Below are 16509 nucleotides of genomic sequence, written 5' to 3'. Positions count from 1 at the left end.
ACAGGCTTCAACCCATGCGCGTGCTCGTCGTCGAGGATGACAAGGATCTCAACCGGCAGCTGGCCGACGCGCTGGTCGACGCCGGCTATGTGGTCGACCGCGCCTATGACGGCGAGGAGGGGCACTTCCTTGGCGAGACCGAGCCTTACGATGCCGTGGTCCTCGATATCGGCCTGCCGCAGATGGACGGCATCAGCGTCGTCGAGCGCTGGCGCCGCGGCGACCGCAAGATGCCGGTGCTGATCCTGACCGCGCGCGACCGCTGGAGCGACAAGGTGGCCGGCATCGACGCCGGCGCCGACGACTATGTGACCAAACCCTTCCACATCGAGGAAGTGCTGGCGCGGGTGCGGGCGCTGATCCGCCGCGCGGCCGGCCATGCATCGTCGGAGCTCACTTGCGGGCCGCTGCGCCTCGACACCAAGGCGTCCAAGGCCGACGTCAACGGCGTGCCGCTCAAACTCACCTCGCACGAGTTCCGGCTGCTCGCCTACTTGATGCATCATATGGGCGAGGTGGTGTCGCGCACCGAACTGGTCGAGCATCTCTACGACCAGGATTTCGACCGCGATTCCAACACTATCGAGGTGTTTGTCGGCCGACTTCGCAAGAAGATGGGCATCGACATGATCGAAACCGTGCGGGGCATGGGCTATCGCATGCGTGAGCCGGAGGCGTGACGCGGAACCGCTGAAGCCAACCATAGGCGCGGGGCTGTCGAAGCTGCGGCTCTGGCCGCGCTCGCTGACCTTCCGCGTCATCGCCTTTTCCACCATCTGGGCGATCCTGACGCTGGTCGTCATCTTCACCCTCATCACCACGCTTTACCGCCAGGCCAGCGAACGCGGCTTCGACAGCCTGCTTTCGGCGCATCTGTTCAACCTGATCGGTTCCGTCGGCATTTCCGACAACGGCGCGCTGACCGGCTCGCCCGACCTCGGCGACCTGCGCTTTTCCGAGCCGAATTCCGGCTGGTACTGGTCGGTCGAGCCTGCTTCCGAAGGCGTGCATGGCGAAATCCATTCGTCCTCGATGACGACTTCACTCCTGTCGCCGAGCGTCGCGGAAGTGCCCTTCAACTCGAACTTCCAGCGCAGCTATTCGATGGAGGGCATAAAGGGCGAGCAGCTCGAAGTTTTCGAGAGCGAGTTCGTGCTGGACGCGAAGAACCGCGCCGCTCGTTTCCGCGTCATGGGCAATCACAGCGAGCTCGAGCAGGAGATCGCCAGCTTCCAGCGCCGCCTGCTCACCTATCTGTCGCTGTTCGGCGTCGGCATGATCGCCATCAACGCCATCGCCATCCTCTTGGGTCTCCAGCCTTTGCGCCGGGTCCGCAATGCGCTGGCCATGGTGCGCGAAGGCACCGCCCAGCGGCTCGACGGCAGCTTCCCGGCCGAGATCGAGCCGCTCGCCAACGAGACCAATGCGTTGATCGAGAACAACCGGCGCATCGTCGAGCGCTCGCGCACCCAGGTCGGCAACCTTGCCCATTCGCTGAAGACGCCGCTCGCCGTGCTGATCAATGAGGGCCGGGCGCTTGGCGGCGCCAAGGGTCAGTTGATCGCCGAGCAGGCCGCCTCCATGCAGAAACAGGTCGACCACTATCTGCAGCGCGCCCGCGTCGCCGCGCAGCGCGACAGCGTCGTCTTCCGCACGCCGGTTTCGCCGCTGGTCGAGCGCATGGTGCGCGTGCTGCGGAAACTCAACCCGCAATCCAAGCTGATCCTGTCGCTGCCGTCGGCGGAGATCGTCTTTGCCGGCGAGCGCGAGGATCTGGAGGAACTGCTCGGCAATCTGCTCGACAATGCGATGAAATGGGCTAAAGGCGCCGTCGCCGTGACGATCGCCACTATTTCGGGAAGCGGCAACCTGTTTGAGATCGTTATAGAGGATGACGGCCCGGGCATTCCCGAGGACAGTGCGCGGGAGGTGTTGAAGCGTGGCAAGAGACTCGATGAGACGAAGCCGGGAACAGGGCTCGGGCTCGCCATTGTCGCCGACCTCGTCAACGAGTATGGAGGCTCGCTGGCGCTGGAACGGTCCGGCATGGGCGGCTTGAGGGCGGTGGTGAGATTGCGGAGCCTTCAATGATGTTTTTTATCGATTTGCGAGCAAGGGCTGGCGGCCAAATTTCCGACAAATGTCAACACTATGGGCTCGATATCCTCCCCGATGACGCAGCCCCCAGCTCATCCTGCTCAAGAGAACCGGTTGTTGGCATGAAGATCCGCGTCGCGCTCGTTTCCGCCCTGCTCGCCGTTTCCGGCTGCACGACGCTCGGCAGGGGCGGTCCAACCTCTCCGGTCACGCCTGTTTCCACGCCGCCCGCCGGCGGCAAGGTCTCGACCAGCATCGTTTCGGCCATGAATGGCGGGCTTATCGGCGGATCGGTCGGCTCGGGCCTCAGCGATGCCGAAAAGCGCAAAGGCCTGGAAGCGGAGTACAAGGCGCTGGAATACAACACCAGTGGCCAGAAAGTGACGTGGAAGAGCGACAACTCCTCGCATTATGGCGAGGTCGTCGCCGCCCAGCCCTACCGGGTCGGCTCGCAGGATTGCCGCCAGTACACCCACACCGTCTATACCAGCGGCGCGGGCGTCACCGCGCGCGGCACCGCCTGCCGCAACGCCGATGGCAGCTGGACGCCGCTGACCTGACGGCTTTGGAACGGAATTAGGCCTGCGGCCGACGGCGTCCGCCGTCAAAGCGTCGCACGATGGTCGTGTTGGCAGGGCAAGGCTCTGCCGCTATTGGAATAGGCATGCTGTTCTGGGTCATAGCCGCAATCCTCACGCTGGGCGCCAGCCTGGCGGTGCTGTTGCCGCTCACCGGCGGCATGAAGGGCGCGTCGCCGGCCGGCGATCATGATCTCGAAGTCTATCGCGACCAGCTTTCCGAGCTCGACCGCGACATGGCGCGCGGCCTGATCCAGCCGGGCGAGGCCGAGGAGGCGCGTGCCGAGATCGGCCGCCGCATCCTGCGTCTGGGCGCGGCTTTGCAGCCGGGCGCGGCGACGCCCAGGCCCGCGCGCGGCGCCAGATGGGTCGCCAGCGTGGCCGTGCTTGCGGTTCCCCTGTTGAGTTGGGGGCTCTACGGTATGCTCGGTTCTCCCGATCTGCCCTCGCAGCCGCTGGCCGAACGTTTGGCCAAGAACCCGGCCGATTCCTCGGTCGACGAACTGGTCGCCCGCGCCGAAGCCCATCTCGCCGCCAATCCGTCGGACGGCAAGGGCTGGGATGTGCTGGCGCCGATCTATCTTCGGCTGCAGCGCTTTCCTGACGCCGTGACCGCTTATCGCAACGCCATCCGCCTCGACGGCGACAGCGCCGTGCGCCAGTCGGGTCTCGGCGAGGCGATCGCCAATGCTGCCGGCGGCATCGTTTCGGCCGATGCCCAAAGCGCCTTCGAGGCAGCCCTGAAGCTCGATCCGGCCAACGCCAAGGCGAATTTCTACTTGGGCGTTGGCCTCGCCCAGGAAGGCAGGAAGGCCGAGGCCGTCACCGCCTGGCAAAAGATGCTCGGCCAGCTCGCGCCGGATTCGCCCTGGCGCAACGCCGTTCAGCAGGCGCTTGCCGAGGCGGGCGAGCCGGCTGTCGCCAAGGCCGCGCCGGCCAACGGCCCGGATGCGCAGCAGGTGGAAGCCGCGCAACAGATGTCGCCGCAGGACCGGCAGGCGATGATCGAGACCATGGTCGCCGGGTTGGACGACAAATTGAAGCAGAATCCCCGTGACGAGGAAGGATGGATGCGGCTCATCCGTTCCTATGTCGTGCTTGGCAAGGCCGATCAGGCGCGGGCCGCGCTCGGCCGCGCTGTCGCCGCCTTCGGGGCGGACAGTGAACAGGCCAGGAAATTCACCGCCTTCGCCGCCTCGCTCGGCGTAACGGCGACGGAGTAAGGCAATGACGCGCAAGCAGAAGCGATTGTCGGTGATCGTGGCGGGGCTGGCTTTCCTCGGCGCCGCTGCCGGCCTCACCTTCTATGCGCTTGGACAGAAGGCCTCCTATTTCTACATGCCGGCCGATCTCGCCACGGCGAGTTTGCCGCCCGGGCAACGCATCCGGCTCGGCGGTCTCGTCGAGAAGGGCACCGTCGTGCGCGGCCAGGGCGCCACCGTCGCCTTCTCGGTCACCGACAAGCAGAAATCGGTCAAGGTCACCTATACCGGCATCCTGCCCGACCTGTTCCGCGAGGATCAGGGCGTGATAACCGAGGGCGCTTTCGGCCCGGATGGCGTGTTCGTCGCCGACAGCGTTTTGGCCAAGCATGACGAGCGTTACATGCCCAAGGAAGTCGCCGACGGTCTGAAGGCCAAGGGCGTCTGGCAAGAAAGCACAAATTGATGGTTGAGACCGGACATTTCGCGCTCGTGCTGGCCTTCGCTCTGTCGCTGGTGCAGATGCTGGTGCCGCTCGTCGGCGCCCGCACCGGTAATCAGCGCTTGATGGCGGTCGGCGGTCCGGTCACGGTCACCGGCTTCGCGTTGACCGCGCTGTCCTTCGCTGCCCTCGCCAGCGCCTATGCCGGCTCCGACTTCTCGGTGGCGAGCGTGTGGGAGAACTCCCATTCGCTGCAGCCGATGATCTACAAGATCACCGGCACCTGGGGGAACCACGAAGGCTCGATGCTGCTGTGGGTGCTGATTCTGACCTTCTTCGGCGCGCTGGTCGCGGTCTTCGGCAACAACCTGCCGTCAACGCTCAAGGCCAATGTACTGGCCGTGCAGGGCATGATCGGCGCTGCCTTCTTCCTGTTCATCCTGGCGACATCCAACCCTTTCATCCGCCTCAACCCGGCGCCGATCGAGGGCCGCGACCTTAATCCGATCCTGCAGGATCTCGGCCTCGCTATCCATCCGCCGATGCTCTATCTCGGCTATGTCGGCTTCTCGATCTGCTTCTCTTTTTCGGTTGCCGCACTGATCGAGGGGCGCATCGACGCCTCCTGGGCACGCTGGGTGCGACCCTGGACACTGGTCGCCTGGATGTTCCTTACCGGCGGCATCGCCATGGGTTCCTACTGGGCCTATTACGAGCTCGGCTGGGGTGGCTTCTGGTTCTGGGATCCGGTCGAGAACGCCTCCTTCATGCCCTGGCTCGCCGGTACCGCGCTGCTTCATTCGGCGATCGTCATGGAGAAGCGTTCGGCGCTGAAGATCTGGACGCTGCTGCTCGCCATCCTGACCTTCTCGCTGTCGCTGCTCGGCACTTTCCTAGTGCGTTCCGGCGTGCTGACCTCGGTGCACGCCTTCGCCACCGATCCGGCGCGCGGCGTCTTCATCCTGTGCATCCTGACGCTGTTCATCGGCGGCTCGCTGGCGCTGTTTGCGCTGCGCGCCTCACGGCTGACGGCGGGCGGCCTGTTCCATCCGATCTCGCGCGAGGGCGCGCTGGTGCTGAACAACCTCTTTCTCACCACCGCCACGGCGACGGTGCTGGTCGGCACGCTCTACCCGTTGGCGCTGGAGGCGCTCACCGGCGGCAAGATCTCGGTCGGCGCGCCGTTCTTCGATCTGACCTTCGGCCCGCTGATGCTGCCGCTGCTCGCGATCGTGCCGTTCGGCCCCTTGCTCGCCTGGAAGCGCGGCGACGTCATCGCCGCCTCGCAGCGGCTGATGGCCGCCTTCGCCCTGGCGATCGCCGCAATGCTGGTCACTGGCCTGTTCATCGACGGCGCCTCGGTCTTCGCGGCACTCGGCGTCGGCCTCGCCGTCTGGCTGGTCGCCGGCGCACTGACCGATCTTGCGGTCAAATCCGGTTTCGGCTCGGTGGCGCCGGGCATCATGCTGCGCCGCTTCGCCGGCCTGCCGCGCTCCGTCTTCGGCACGGCGCTGGCGCATCTCGGCCTCGGGCTGACCTTGCTCGGCATTGTCGGCACGCTCTGCTTCGGCACGGAGAAAATCCTCTCGATGCATCCCGGCGAGACGCTGGAGCTCTCCGGCCACACGCTGCGCTTCGAAGGGCTCTCCCCGCAGAAAGGCCCGAATTTCACCGAGGATCGCGGCCGCTTCCTGCTGGTAGGCGCCGACGGCAACGCCGATGGCGCAATCACCTCCGCGAAACGCTTCTATCCGGTGCGCCAGACGGTGACGACGGAGTCCGGCATCAGGACGATTGGGTTGAGCCAGCTTTATCTGTCGCTCGGCGACGAGAACAACGACGGCTCCGTCGTCGTGCGCCTCTGGTGGAAGCCGCTGGTGACGCTGATCTGGGGCGGCGGACTGGTGATGATGGCGGGCGCCGCCATGTCGCTGCTCGACCGTCGCCTGCGCGTCGGCGCGCCGGCAAAGCGGCGCAAGCTGGTCGCAGCCGTGGCTAACCCGACATGAAGGCGAAGTTTTCGCTCGTTCCGCTGGTCCTGTTGCTGGCGCTGTTTTTCGCCGGCGCGGCCCAGGCGGTGAAGCCGGATGAAGTGCTGCAGGACCCCGCATTGGAGGCGAGGGCGCGCGCGCTGTCGGAAGGCCTGCGCTGCATGGTCTGCCAGAACCAGTCGATCGACGAGTCCGACGCCGATCTTGCCCGGGACCTGCGCGTCCTCGTGCGCCAGCGCCTCGTTGCCGGCGACACCGACCAGCAGGTGATGGACTATATCGTTTCGCGCTATGGCGAGTTCGTGCTGCTCAAGCCGCGCTTCAGCCTGCGCACCGCGCTTTTGTGGGGTACGCCGGTGCTTCTGCTTCTGGCCGGCGGCCTGTTCATTGTGCTCAACGCCCGCTCGCGCCGCCCGGCATCGGGTAGCACCCTGAGTGCCGAGGAACAGGCGGCGCTGGACAAGATGCTAAGTGATTAGCGCCATCGCTGACGTCGATAAGTGGCCACGGCTGCTCGCGGGTCGTCATTCTATGGCGGAGCAAGGAGCGAAGCGACGCGCGCAGACCATAGAATCCATTCCGTGACTTCCAAGCGCCGCTGCGGTCCAGAATTCTGCTCCGCTGCCCTCTTCGGCGAATGTAACGGTATGGATTTCCAGGGTCTGCGCGACGGAGCTCCGCCCTGCTATGACGAACTCGGCCAACATTACAAAACTTTCATGTACCGGAAATGGCGCCGTAATGTGCGGCTCTCTAATCCTCTTGCCCGAGGATGCTTCGCCTGAGCGCATCCCTTCGAAAGAGGAAACGAAATCCCATGAATATCGCCCCCAATTCATATTCCCGCATCCGAAAGCGCCTGATGGCCGCCGTCGCATCCCTGGCCGTCATCGGTGCGGTCGGCGCAGGCGCGCTTGCCACCGGCACCGCCCCCGTGCTGGCCGATGCCGTGCGCGTCGAAGCGCCGCAAATGCCGAGCTTCGCCGATGTCGTCGAGCACGTCTCGCCGGCGGTCGTCAGCGTCAAGGTCAAGGCCAAGATCCAACCGACGGCCGACAACGGCTCGGACGATCAGGACGGTTTCGATAACCTGCCCGACAATCCGCAGCTGCGCCGCTTCTTCAAGGAATTCCGCGGCTTCGGCGACCAGGGTCAGGGCGGCCAGTTCGGCATGCGCCGCTTCAACCATCGCGACCATGGCAATGGCGAGCCGCGTCCGGTCGCTCAGGGCTCGGGCTTCTTCATCTCAGAAGACGGTTATCTCGTCACCAACAACCATGTGGTTTCGGAAGGCTCGGATTTCAGCGTCGTCACTAATGACGGCAAGGAACTCGACGCCAAGCTGATCGGCACCGATCCGCGCACCGATCTCGCCGTGCTCAAGGTCGATGGCGGTGGCAACAAGTTCACCTATGTCGACTTTGCCGACGACTCCAAGGTTCGCATCGGTGACTGGGTGGTTGCGGTCGGCAATCCCTTCGGTCTCGGCGGCACTGTCACCGCCGGCATCGTCTCGGCTCGCGGCCGCGACATCGGCGCCGGCCCCTATGACGACTTCATCCAGATCGATGCTTCGGTCAACCGCGGCAATTCGGGCGGTCCGACCTTCAACCTCAACGGCCAGGTGATCGGCATCAACACCGCCATCTTCTCGCCGTCGGGGGGCAGCGTCGGCATTGCCTTCGACATCCCGGCCTCGACCGCCAAGCAGGTCGTCCAGGACCTGATGAAGAGCGGCTCCGTCCAGCGCGGCTGGCTCGGCGTCGAGATCCAGCCGGTCACCTCCGACATCGCGGAGTCGCTCGGCCTGAAGTCGGACAAGGGCGCGCTGGTCTCGAGCGCCCAGGATTCCGGTCCGGGCAAGAAGGCGGGCATCGCCGCCGGCGACGTCATCACCCAGGTCGACGGCAAGGATGTCGCTTCGCCGAAGGAACTCGCCCGCATGATCGGCGCATTCGCGCCGGGCAAATCGGTCGACGTCACCGTCTGGCGCAGCGGCAAGAACGAGACGGTCAAGGTCGATCTCGGCACGTTGCCGGCAAGCGACAAGCAGGCCTCGAACGACGACAACAACAAGCAGTCGGCGCCCGCCGCCAAGGCCGACACGCTGGCCGATCTCGGCCTGACCGTCACCAAGGCGGAAAACGGCAAGGGCCTCGTGGTCACCGACGTCGATCCCGACAGCGACGCGGCCGACCGTGGCATCCAGCCCGGCGACGTCATCACCTCGATCAATTCGAACGACGTGAACACCACCGACGACGTCTCCAAGGCCATGGCCGATGCAGCCAAGGCCGGCCGCAAGGCGGTGCTGATGCAGATCACCCGCGACGACTCGAACCGTTTTGTGGCGCTGCCAGTCGGCAAGGGCTGAGATTTCAGGTTCAGATTTTCCCTGCGGCGGTATCAACACCCCCGAGCCGCCGCCGGGAAAACATGGGGCCGAGCACGTAAGTCAGTCACCGTGTTTCGCTCCTGGCGGCAGCGGGTTTCCCATCACCCGCTGCCGCTTATCGCATGTCGCCCAAAAGTGGGCACCGGTTTTGGGATCACGACATGCGGAACGAAATGCATGTCGCCCAAAAGTGGTTGCCGGTTTTGGGAAGAAGACATGCGACCAATGAAGGCAAGGCCCGAAGAATGACTGCCTCTCAAACTTCCGATGAAATCGCGTATAACGGTCCCATGAAGATTCTCGTCATGGAAGACGATCGCGAGGCGGCGGATTATTTGCAGAAAGCCTTCGCCGAGGCGGGCCACACCGCCCATGTCGCCGGCGACGGCGAGACCGGCTTCGCGCTCGCCGATGCCGGCGACTATGACGTGATGGTGGTCGACCGCCTGATGCCGCGCCGTGACGGCCTGTCGGTGATCGCCGCACTTCGCTCGCGCGGCAACACCACGCCGGTGCTGATCCTTTCGGCGCTGGGCGAGGTCGACGACCGCGTCACGGGCTTGCGCGCCGGCGGCGACGACTACCTCACCAAACCCTATGCCTTTTCCGAATTGCTTGCCCGCGTCGAGGTGCTGAACCGCCGCGCCAGCGCGCGCGAATCCGAGACCGTCTATCGTGTCGGCGATCTCGAGCTCGACCGGCTGTCGCATTCGGTCAAGCGCGCCGGCCGCGAGATCACGCTGCAGCCGCGCGAGTTCCGCCTGCTCGAATATCTGATGCGCCATGCCGGGCAGGTGGTGACGCGCACCATGCTTCTGGAAAATGTCTGGGATTATCACTTCGATCCGCAGACCAATGTCATCGACGTCCACGTCTCGCGTCTGCGCGGCAAGATCGAAAAAGGCTTCGACAAGCCGATCCTGCACACGATCCGCGGCGCCGGCTACATGCTGAAGGGCGGGTGAAGCCACAGATGGCTCTCTCACTGCCGGCCATCATGAAGACGACGGCGGCCCGGCTCTCGGCGCTCTATCTGCTGCTTTTCGCGCTCTGCGCCGTGCTGCTCGTCTTCTACATGACGTCGCTGTCGGCGCGCATGCTGACCGCGCAGACGCAGGAGACCATCAACGACGAGGTGCTGGGCCTGGCCCGCGCCTATCAGCGCGGCGGCCTGCCGGTGCTGGTGCGCGTCGTCGAGGCCCGCTCGCGCCAGCCCGGCGCCAATCTTTACCTGATCGCCGACGCCAATGGCCAGATCCTGACCGGCAATGTGCAGAGCCTGGAGCCAGGGGTCATAGAGACCGAGGGCTGGACGACGGAACCGTTTTCCTACCAGCGCTTCGGCGAGGGCGAGCTCGATCGGCTGCGCAGCGGCGGTTCGGACCAGTCCACGCCTCCGGCCAACGAGGGCAGCAACAGCCCCCAGTCCACGGGGGAAAAGGGCCACAACGCCATCGCGCTGGTGTTGAGACTGCCCAACCAGATGATCATGCTGGTCGGCCGCGACCTCGGCGAGCCCGAGCGCTTCCGCGCCGTCATCAGCCGCGCGCTGACTCTGGCGCTCGGTATGATGGGGCTTGGCGGCATCCTGATCTGGTTCTTTGTCGGGCGCGCCGCGCTCAAGCGCATCGACAGCGTCTCGGACGCCAGCCGCCGCATCATGGGCGGCGATTTGTCCGGACGGCTGCCGGTCACCGGCGCCGGCGACGAATTCGACCGCCTGTCCGAAAACCTCAATTCGATGCTGGCCAGGATCGCCATGCTGAACGAGGGGCTGAAGCAGGTCTCCGACAACATCGCCCATGATCTGAAGACGCCGCTGACCAGGCTGCGCAACCGCGCCGAGGCGACGCTCGCCGGCAGGCACAAGACGGAAGATTACCGTCAGGCGCTGGAAGGCACGATCGCAGAGTCCGACCAGCTCATCAAGACATTCAACGCCATCCTGATGATCTCGCGCCTGGAGGCTGGCTATTCCTCGGAACAGACCGGTCCCGTCGATCTCGCCGCGACGGTGAGCGACGTCGTCGAACTCTACGAGCCGGTGGCGGAAGAGGCGGGCGTCGCGCTGGAAACGACCGTGCCCGAGGCCTTTACGATCAACGGCAACCGCGAACTGATCGGCCAGGCGCTGTCCAACATCGTCGACAACGCCATCAAATATTCGACCGACGCCGCCGAGACGCCGAAAGTGCGTGTGGCGCTGGAGCGCCTCGGCAACGAGATCAAGCTTGCCGTCAGCGACAACGGCCACGGCATTCCGGACGACGCCGATCGTGCCCGCGCCACGGAGCGGTTCGTGCGCCTGGAAAAGAGCCGCTCGCAGCCGGGCTCGGGCCTGGGTCTCAGCCTGGCCAAGGCAATCATGACTTTCCACAACGGAAGGCTTGATCTTTTGCCCGCCAATCCCGGATTGTCCGTGGTCATGAGTTTCCCATTGCGGGAGACGCATTGATGGCGCGGATAAATGGCGAAGAAGAAAATCGAATCCGAATTCCGGCTTAGCCCGACACTGGCGCTCCGCCCCCTGGACGCGAAACATGCCCGGCGCGAATTGTCGGAAATCGCCGACGCCGCCGAGGATGAGGGGTGTTCCCGACTCGCTGCGTTCCTGGCGGGCGAGGGGCCGCTGCAGGACCTGCTGGCGGCCGTCTTCGACCTCTCGCCCTTCCTGCGCGACGTGGCGCGCCGGCGGCCGGCGATCCTCGATACGCTGTTCGACCTGACGATCGAAGCGCGGCTCGATGCCATCGGCGAAGCGATCGGCGGCGCGGCCAAGGCGGAAGACGCCTCGGAAGCGAGCCTGATGATGGCGCTCAGGCAATGGAAGACCGAAGCGCATTTCCTGATCGCGCTGGCCGATCTTTCAGGCGAGGCGGAAACCTCCGTGACGGTGCGCCGGCTCAGCGATCTTGCCGACGCCTGCACATGCGCCGCCGTCGATTTCCTGCTGTTCGACGCGCATCGGCAAGGCAAGCTCAAGCTACCGCATCCGGCCGAGCCTGCCAGGGATTCAGGCTGGATCCTGCTCGGCATGGGCAAGCTCGGCGCGCATGAGCTGAACTTTTCCTCCGACATCGATCTCGTCGTCTTCTTCGAGCCGGAGGCGCCGGCCGTCATCGATCCGCTCGACGCGACCGAGCTGTTCTCCAGGCTTACCCGTCGTCTCGTGCGCATCCTGCAGGATCGCACCGAGCATGGCTATGTCTTCCGCACCGATCTGAGGCTCCGCCCCGATCCGGGCTCGACGCCGCTGGCGATCCCCGTCGAGGCCGCGCTTCGCTATTACGAGGCGCGCGGGCAGAACTGGGAGCGCGCCGCCATGATCAAGGCGCGGCCGGTTGCCGGCGATCTTGCTGCCGGCGCCGCCTTCCTCAAGGAATTGCAGCCCTATGTCTGGCGCAAATACATGGACTATGCGGCGATCGCCGATGTCCATTCGATCAAGCGCCAGATCCATGCCCACAAGGGCCATGGCGAGATCGCGGTGAAGGGCCATAACGTCAAGCTTGGCCGCGGCGGCATCCGCGAGATCGAGTTCTTCGTCCAGACCCAGCAGCTCATCGCCGGCGGCCGCTTTCCGGAGCTGCGCGGCCGCGAGACCGTGCCGATGCTCGCAGCGCTTGCCGCGCGCGGCTGGATTACCGCCGACGCGCGCGATGCGCTCACCCGTCAGTACTGGTTCCTGCGCCGTGTCGAGCACGCCATCCAGATGGTCGCTGACGAGCAGACGCACGTCCTGCCGGAAGAAGACGAGGAGCTCAAACGCATCGCGCTGATGCTGGGATTTGCCGGCGAGGCGGAATTCACGCAGGCCTTCCGCGCCTCGCTGCAGCAGGTCGAGCGCCACTACGCGGCGCTGTTCGAGACAGCACCCGAGCTCTCGGCCGGCGTCGGCAATCTGGTCTTCACCGGCGATGTCGACGATCCCGATACGCTGCAGACGCTGCATGGCCTCGGCTTCCAGCGGCCGAGCGACATCTGCCGCGTCATCCGCGGCTGGCATTTCGGGCGCTACCGCGTCACCCAGTCGGCGGAGGCGCGCGAGAGGCTGACCGAACTGACCCCGGCCTTGCTGAAAGCCTTCGGCCAGACGCGTCGCGCCGACGAGGCGCTGATGCGCTTCGACGAGTTCCTCGCCGGCCTGCCAGCGGGCATCCAGCTTTTCTCGCTGCTGCAATCGAACCCGGCGCTCTTGAAGCTGATGGCGACCATCATGGGCGCGGCACCGAGGCTGGCTGCCATCATCACCCGCCGCCCGCATGTCTTCGACGGCCTGCTCGACCCGGCCCTGCTTACCGAACTGCCGGACCGCGCCTATCTCTCGGCGCGGCTTGCCGCCTTCATCGAGGGCGATCGCGCCTATGAGGATGTGCTCGACCGCCTGCGCATCTTCGCCTCCGAGCAGAAATTCCTGATCGGCGTGCGCCTGCTTGCCGGCTCGATCGATCCCGCGCGCGCCGGCCGCGCCTTCTCCGATCTCGCCGATCTCACCATCGAGGCGGCGCTGAACGCGGTGATCGCCGAATTCGCGCTGCGCCACGGCAGGATCGCCGGCGGCAGGGTGGCCCTGCTCGGCATGGGCAAGCTCGGCAGCCGCGAACTCACGGCCGGTTCGGATGTCGATCTCATCCTGCTCTACGACCACGACGCGGATGCCGAGGACTCCGACGGCGAAAAGCCGCTGGCGCCTTCGCATTACTATACCCGCATGACGCAGCGCCTGATCGCCGCCGTCTCGGCGCCGACGGCCGAAGGCGTGCTCTATGAGTTGGACCTGCGCCTGCGCCCCTCGGGCAACAAGGGGCCGGTCGCCACCCATATCGATGCGTTCAAGAAATATCAGCGCCGGGATGCCTGGACCTGGGAGCACATGGCGCTGGCACGGGCCCGCGCCGTCGGCGGCGATGCCGAACTCTGCGCCGAGCTCGACGATGAGGTGGCGGCGGTGCTGGCGCAGCCGCGCAATGCCGCCAAGGTGAAAGCCGAGGCCTCGGATATGCGGGCGCTGATCGAGAAGGAGAAGCCGCCGCGCGACCTCTGGGACATCAAGCTGATCCCGGGCGGGCTCATCGATCTCGAATTCATCGCCCAGGTCGCGGTCATCGCCGGCGCTATCGAGCCTGGCCGCCGGGTCACGGCGACCGCCGACATTTTGGCCCGGCTTTCTCCGGATTTCGCCTCAGCCGATGTGCGTGAAGAGCTTGGCGAGGCCTATCGGCTCTATCTGGCGCTGACCCAGATGATCAGGCTTTGCCTCATCGGCGAGTTCCAGCGCGACGATGTCCCGCCTGGACTCTCGGATCTGCTTCTGGCGGTCACTGACCTGCCGGATTTCGGTGTCCTGGAAGCACATCTCAAGGAGACTTCGCGAAAGGTCAGGCAGGACTTCGACCATTTGCTGCGCGCGGGCGCGCCGCAACGAGGGATGAATTAGGCCGCTGCCTTCACCGTCGGCGGAGCCTTCTTCAGCGGAATGCGCACCGACACGATGGTGCCTACACCCTCGGTCGAGCGGATCTTCAGCGCGCCGCCCTGCAATTCGGCCAGCGAGCGCGAGATGGCGAGCCCGAGGCCCGAGCCGGTATGGTTCTTGGAGAACTGGTTCTGCACCTGCTCGAACGGCCGGCCGAGCTTGCTCAGCGCCTGCTTGGGGATGCCGCAGCCATTGTCCTCGATGGTGAGCAGCAGCGCCCCGGACGTGTTGCGCGCCCTGACCGTGATCTTGCCGCCCTGTCCAGTGAATTTCACCGCGTTGGAGAGCAGGTTGATGGCGATCTGCTTGATCGCGCGGCGGTCGGCATAAAGCCGCATCGCATCGGCGATGCGCGTCTCGACATTGATCGACTTTTCCGCCGCCTGCAGCGAGATCACCCGCACCGTCTCCTTGATCAGCGGGCAGAGGTCGATCTCCTCGCGGTCGAGCGAGAACTGGCCGGCTTCGATCTTCGACATGTCGAGGATATCGTTGATGACGCCGAGCAGATATTTGCCGCTGCCGTTGATGTCGGTCGCGTATTCCTCGTAGCGCTCGGAGCCGAGCGGCCCGAACAGGCCCTGCTGCATCAGCTCGGAGAAGCCGATGATGGCGTTGAGCGGCGTGCGCAATTCATGCGACATGTTGGCGAGGAATTCCGACTTGGCGCGATTGGCCGCCTCGGCGCGCTCGGTTTCCTTCATGTATTTGCGGTTGAGCTCGACCAGTTCGCTGGCGCGTTCCTCCTCGGCGCGGCGGGCCAGGCTGAGATCGTGGATCGTCGCCATCAGCCGGCGCTCGCTGTCGACCAGCTTTTCCTGGTGCAGCTTGATCTGCGTGATGTCGGAGCCCACGGAAACGACGCCGCCGTCGCGGGTCCTGAGCTCGTTGACCTGCAGCCAGCGGCCGTCGGCAAGCTGGCGCTCCAAGCTGACGCCGCCCTGCGGCCCATTGGCATTGGCGAGCCTGCGCTCCGACGCGAAGGCCAGCATGCGCTCCTCCAGCATATCGCGGGTCGCGCCTGGTACCACGTCGCGGTCCGACAGCCCGTTGTCCTTCTGGAACTTCGAATTGCACATGATCAGCCGTTCGGCGGCATCCCACAGCACGAAGGATTCGTTGATATTCTCGATCGCGGTCCTGAGCCGCATGTCGGCCGCTTCCGAGCGCAGCGCCAAGTGCCGCTGCTCGGTGACGTCGACGGCGATGCCGATCAGCTGGATCTCCGGTGCCTCCGGGTCGATCACCTGGGCGCGGGCTCGCATCCACACCCATTGCCCGTCGGCGTGGCGCATGCGGAAAACCTGGTCGATATGGTCGATCTCGCGTTCGATGATCCGGTTTGCGAGATCGAACAGGTCGCCGTCTTCCGGGTGGATGATCTCGTCGACCTCGCCGAAGGAGAGCATCGTATCGCAGGGCTCATAGCCCAGCATGTCGTACATCGAGCGCGACCAGTACATCTTGCCGCGCACCATGTCCCAGTCCCACAACCCGCAGCGGCCGCGCACCAGCGCCATGTCGATGCGCTGATGCGCTTCGAGATAGATGCGGTCCGCCGCCTGGGCGCGCGCCGCCTGGCCGAAATAGGCGTAGAGGATGACGATCAGCACGCCCGCCGTCAGCACGAACAGCGTGACGTTGAGCGACATCGACTTGCGCCAGCTGTCGAACACCGCTTCCTGCGGCACCAGCACGGCGGCCGCATGTTTGCGGTCGCCGCCGAGGCTGACGGCGGCGAACCAGTCCTGTCCCGAGATGCTGACATCCATCACGCCGGCGCGGTCGCCGAACATGAACAGCGGCTGGCCGCCCAGCACGAGGCTGTCGAGCGTGCGGCCTTGCCAGCCCGTCGACAGCGGCGAAACGGCGATGACCTTGAAGTTGGCGTCGGTGATGGCGAGCACATGGGCGCGGCTCATGGCGCCTTGGCGGCTGGTGTTTTCCAGAAGGCTTATGGCATTGGCGCCGGCCGCGCTGGGGTCCGCGGTGACGGCCTGCGCCATCTGTCCGGCGGCCAGCGCCAGCACCGCCTTGGCGTCGCGCTCGATCTCGTCATGCTCGTTCATGAGCGACAGGAAGCGCAGCGCGGCAATGACGATGAGAAAAACGACGATCAGCGCCGGGATCGACCGGCGCAGCAGCGGCTCGGCGGCCAGGAGCCGCTGATAAGTGGGTTCGGCGATCAGGCGCGTATTGCCGGCAAGTCCATCGCTCCTTGCCTTGCGATGCGCAAAAGCCTTCCCTCCGGGCGCGCCCCACGCGTCCGCCTTGGCCATAAATGGCACTCCCCGATCTGCCGTATGGATGATCCGGCTACGCCGCACG

Annotated in this window: 12 protein-coding genes; 11 read left to right on the top strand and 1 reads right to left on the bottom strand. The window is 65.4% G+C overall.

Annotated features, from left to right (window positions below):
* Positions 1 to 14: 14 nt before the first annotated feature.
* The 11 genes from FJ430_RS27205 (at position 15) to FJ430_RS27155 (ending at position 14142) form a co-directional block, all read left to right on the top strand.
* The gene (locus tag FJ430_RS27205) at positions 15 to 680 is read left to right on the top strand and encodes a response regulator transcription factor (RefSeq protein ID WP_140702926.1); all 666 of its coding nucleotides are present in this window, start codon (positions 15 to 17) and stop codon (positions 678 to 680) included.
* Positions 664 to 2091 (top strand): ATP-binding protein, encoded by a 1428-nt coding sequence (locus FJ430_RS27200; protein ID WP_140702928.1) that lies wholly within the window; start codon positions 664 to 666, stop codon positions 2089 to 2091. Before FJ430_RS27205 ends, FJ430_RS27200 begins: the two co-directional genes overlap by 17 nt.
* A gap of 128 nt (positions 2092 to 2219) precedes the next feature.
* Positions 2220 to 2657: a hypothetical protein gene (locus FJ430_RS27195; protein WP_140659446.1), complete on the top strand. Its 438-nt coding sequence runs from the start codon at positions 2220 to 2222 to the stop codon at positions 2655 to 2657.
* A gap of 104 nt (positions 2658 to 2761) precedes the next feature.
* Positions 2762 to 3898 (top strand): c-type cytochrome biogenesis protein CcmI, encoded by a 1137-nt coding sequence (ccmI, locus tag FJ430_RS27190; RefSeq protein ID WP_140702930.1) that lies wholly within the window; start codon positions 2762 to 2764, stop codon positions 3896 to 3898.
* 4 nt (positions 3899 to 3902) lie between these two features.
* The gene (gene ccmE, locus FJ430_RS27185) at positions 3903 to 4343 is read left to right on the top strand and encodes a cytochrome c maturation protein CcmE (RefSeq protein ID WP_140659444.1); all 441 of its coding nucleotides are present in this window, start codon (positions 3903 to 3905) and stop codon (positions 4341 to 4343) included.
* Positions 4343 to 6328 (top strand): heme lyase CcmF/NrfE family subunit, encoded by a 1986-nt coding sequence (locus FJ430_RS27180; protein WP_140702932.1) that lies wholly within the window; start codon positions 4343 to 4345, stop codon positions 6326 to 6328. Before ccmE ends, FJ430_RS27180 begins: the two co-directional genes overlap by 1 nt.
* On the top strand, positions 6325 to 6789 hold the full coding sequence (locus FJ430_RS27175; protein WP_140702934.1) for a cytochrome c-type biogenesis protein: 465 nt from the start codon (positions 6325 to 6327) through the stop codon (positions 6787 to 6789). The genes FJ430_RS27180 and FJ430_RS27175 overlap by 4 nt, the downstream gene beginning before the upstream one ends.
* 338 nt (positions 6790 to 7127) lie before the next feature.
* Positions 7128 to 8684 carry a Do family serine endopeptidase gene (locus tag FJ430_RS27170; RefSeq protein ID WP_140702936.1) on the top strand — a complete coding sequence of 519 codons (1557 nt, stop codon included), beginning with the start codon at positions 7128 to 7130 and terminating at the stop codon, positions 8682 to 8684.
* Positions 8685 to 8995: 311 nt separating this feature from the next.
* The gene (locus tag FJ430_RS27165; protein WP_040991372.1) at positions 8996 to 9670 is read left to right on the top strand and encodes a response regulator transcription factor; all 675 of its coding nucleotides are present in this window, start codon (positions 8996 to 8998) and stop codon (positions 9668 to 9670) included.
* Between the two features lie 8 nt (positions 9671 to 9678).
* Complete coding sequence (locus FJ430_RS27160) at positions 9679 to 11160, top strand: sensor histidine kinase (protein ID WP_140702938.1); 1482 nt, start codon at positions 9679 to 9681, stop codon at positions 11158 to 11160.
* 12 nt (positions 11161 to 11172) lie between these two features.
* A complete protein-coding gene (locus FJ430_RS27155; RefSeq protein ID WP_140702940.1) occupies positions 11173 to 14142 on the top strand; it encodes a bifunctional [glutamine synthetase] adenylyltransferase/[glutamine synthetase]-adenylyl-L-tyrosine phosphorylase in 2970 nt (989 codons plus the stop codon).
* Here the strand turns inward: FJ430_RS27155 and FJ430_RS27150 are convergent.
* Positions 14139 to 16460 (bottom strand): PAS domain-containing sensor histidine kinase, encoded by a 2322-nt coding sequence (locus FJ430_RS27150; RefSeq protein WP_140659437.1) that lies wholly within the window; start codon positions 16458 to 16460, stop codon positions 14139 to 14141. The genes FJ430_RS27155 and FJ430_RS27150 overlap by 4 nt on opposite strands.
* Positions 16461 to 16509 lie beyond the last annotated feature (49 nt).

This window comes from Mesorhizobium sp. B2-8-5 (genome assembly GCF_006440675.2).
In the GTDB taxonomy this organism is placed as follows: domain Bacteria; phylum Pseudomonadota; class Alphaproteobacteria; order Rhizobiales; family Rhizobiaceae; genus Mesorhizobium.
This window is presented reverse-complemented; position numbering and strand designations above follow the sequence as displayed.

Excerpts from the sequence above, each read along its gene's own strand:
- FJ430_RS27175 (WP_140702934.1), top strand. The coding sequence starts at position 6,325 with ATGAAGGCGAAGTTTTCGCTCGTTCCGCTGGTCCTGTTGCTGGCGCTG.
- FJ430_RS27155 (WP_140702940.1), top strand. The coding sequence starts at position 11,173 with ATGGCGAAGAAGAAAATCGAATCCGAATTCCGGCTTAGCCCGACACTG.
- FJ430_RS27160 (WP_140702938.1), top strand. The coding sequence starts at position 9,679 with ATGGCTCTCTCACTGCCGGCCATCATGAAGACGACGGCGGCCCGGCTC.
- ccmE (WP_140659444.1), top strand. The coding sequence starts at position 3,903 with ATGACGCGCAAGCAGAAGCGATTGTCGGTGATCGTGGCGGGGCTGGCT.
- FJ430_RS27165 (WP_040991372.1), top strand. The coding sequence starts at position 8,996 with ATGAAGATTCTCGTCATGGAAGACGATCGCGAGGCGGCGGATTATTTG.
- ccmI (WP_140702930.1), top strand. The coding sequence starts at position 2,762 with ATGCTGTTCTGGGTCATAGCCGCAATCCTCACGCTGGGCGCCAGCCTG.
- FJ430_RS27205 (WP_140702926.1), top strand. The coding sequence starts at position 15 with ATGCGCGTGCTCGTCGTCGAGGATGACAAGGATCTCAACCGGCAGCTG.
- FJ430_RS27170 (WP_140702936.1), top strand. The coding sequence starts at position 7,128 with ATGAATATCGCCCCCAATTCATATTCCCGCATCCGAAAGCGCCTGATG.
- FJ430_RS27195 (WP_140659446.1), top strand. The coding sequence starts at position 2,220 with ATGAAGATCCGCGTCGCGCTCGTTTCCGCCCTGCTCGCCGTTTCCGGC.
- FJ430_RS27150 (WP_140659437.1), bottom strand. The coding sequence starts at position 16,460 with ATGGCCAAGGCGGACGCGTGGGGCGCGCCCGGAGGGAAGGCTTTTGCG.
- FJ430_RS27180 (WP_140702932.1), top strand. The coding sequence starts at position 4,343 with ATGGTTGAGACCGGACATTTCGCGCTCGTGCTGGCCTTCGCTCTGTCG.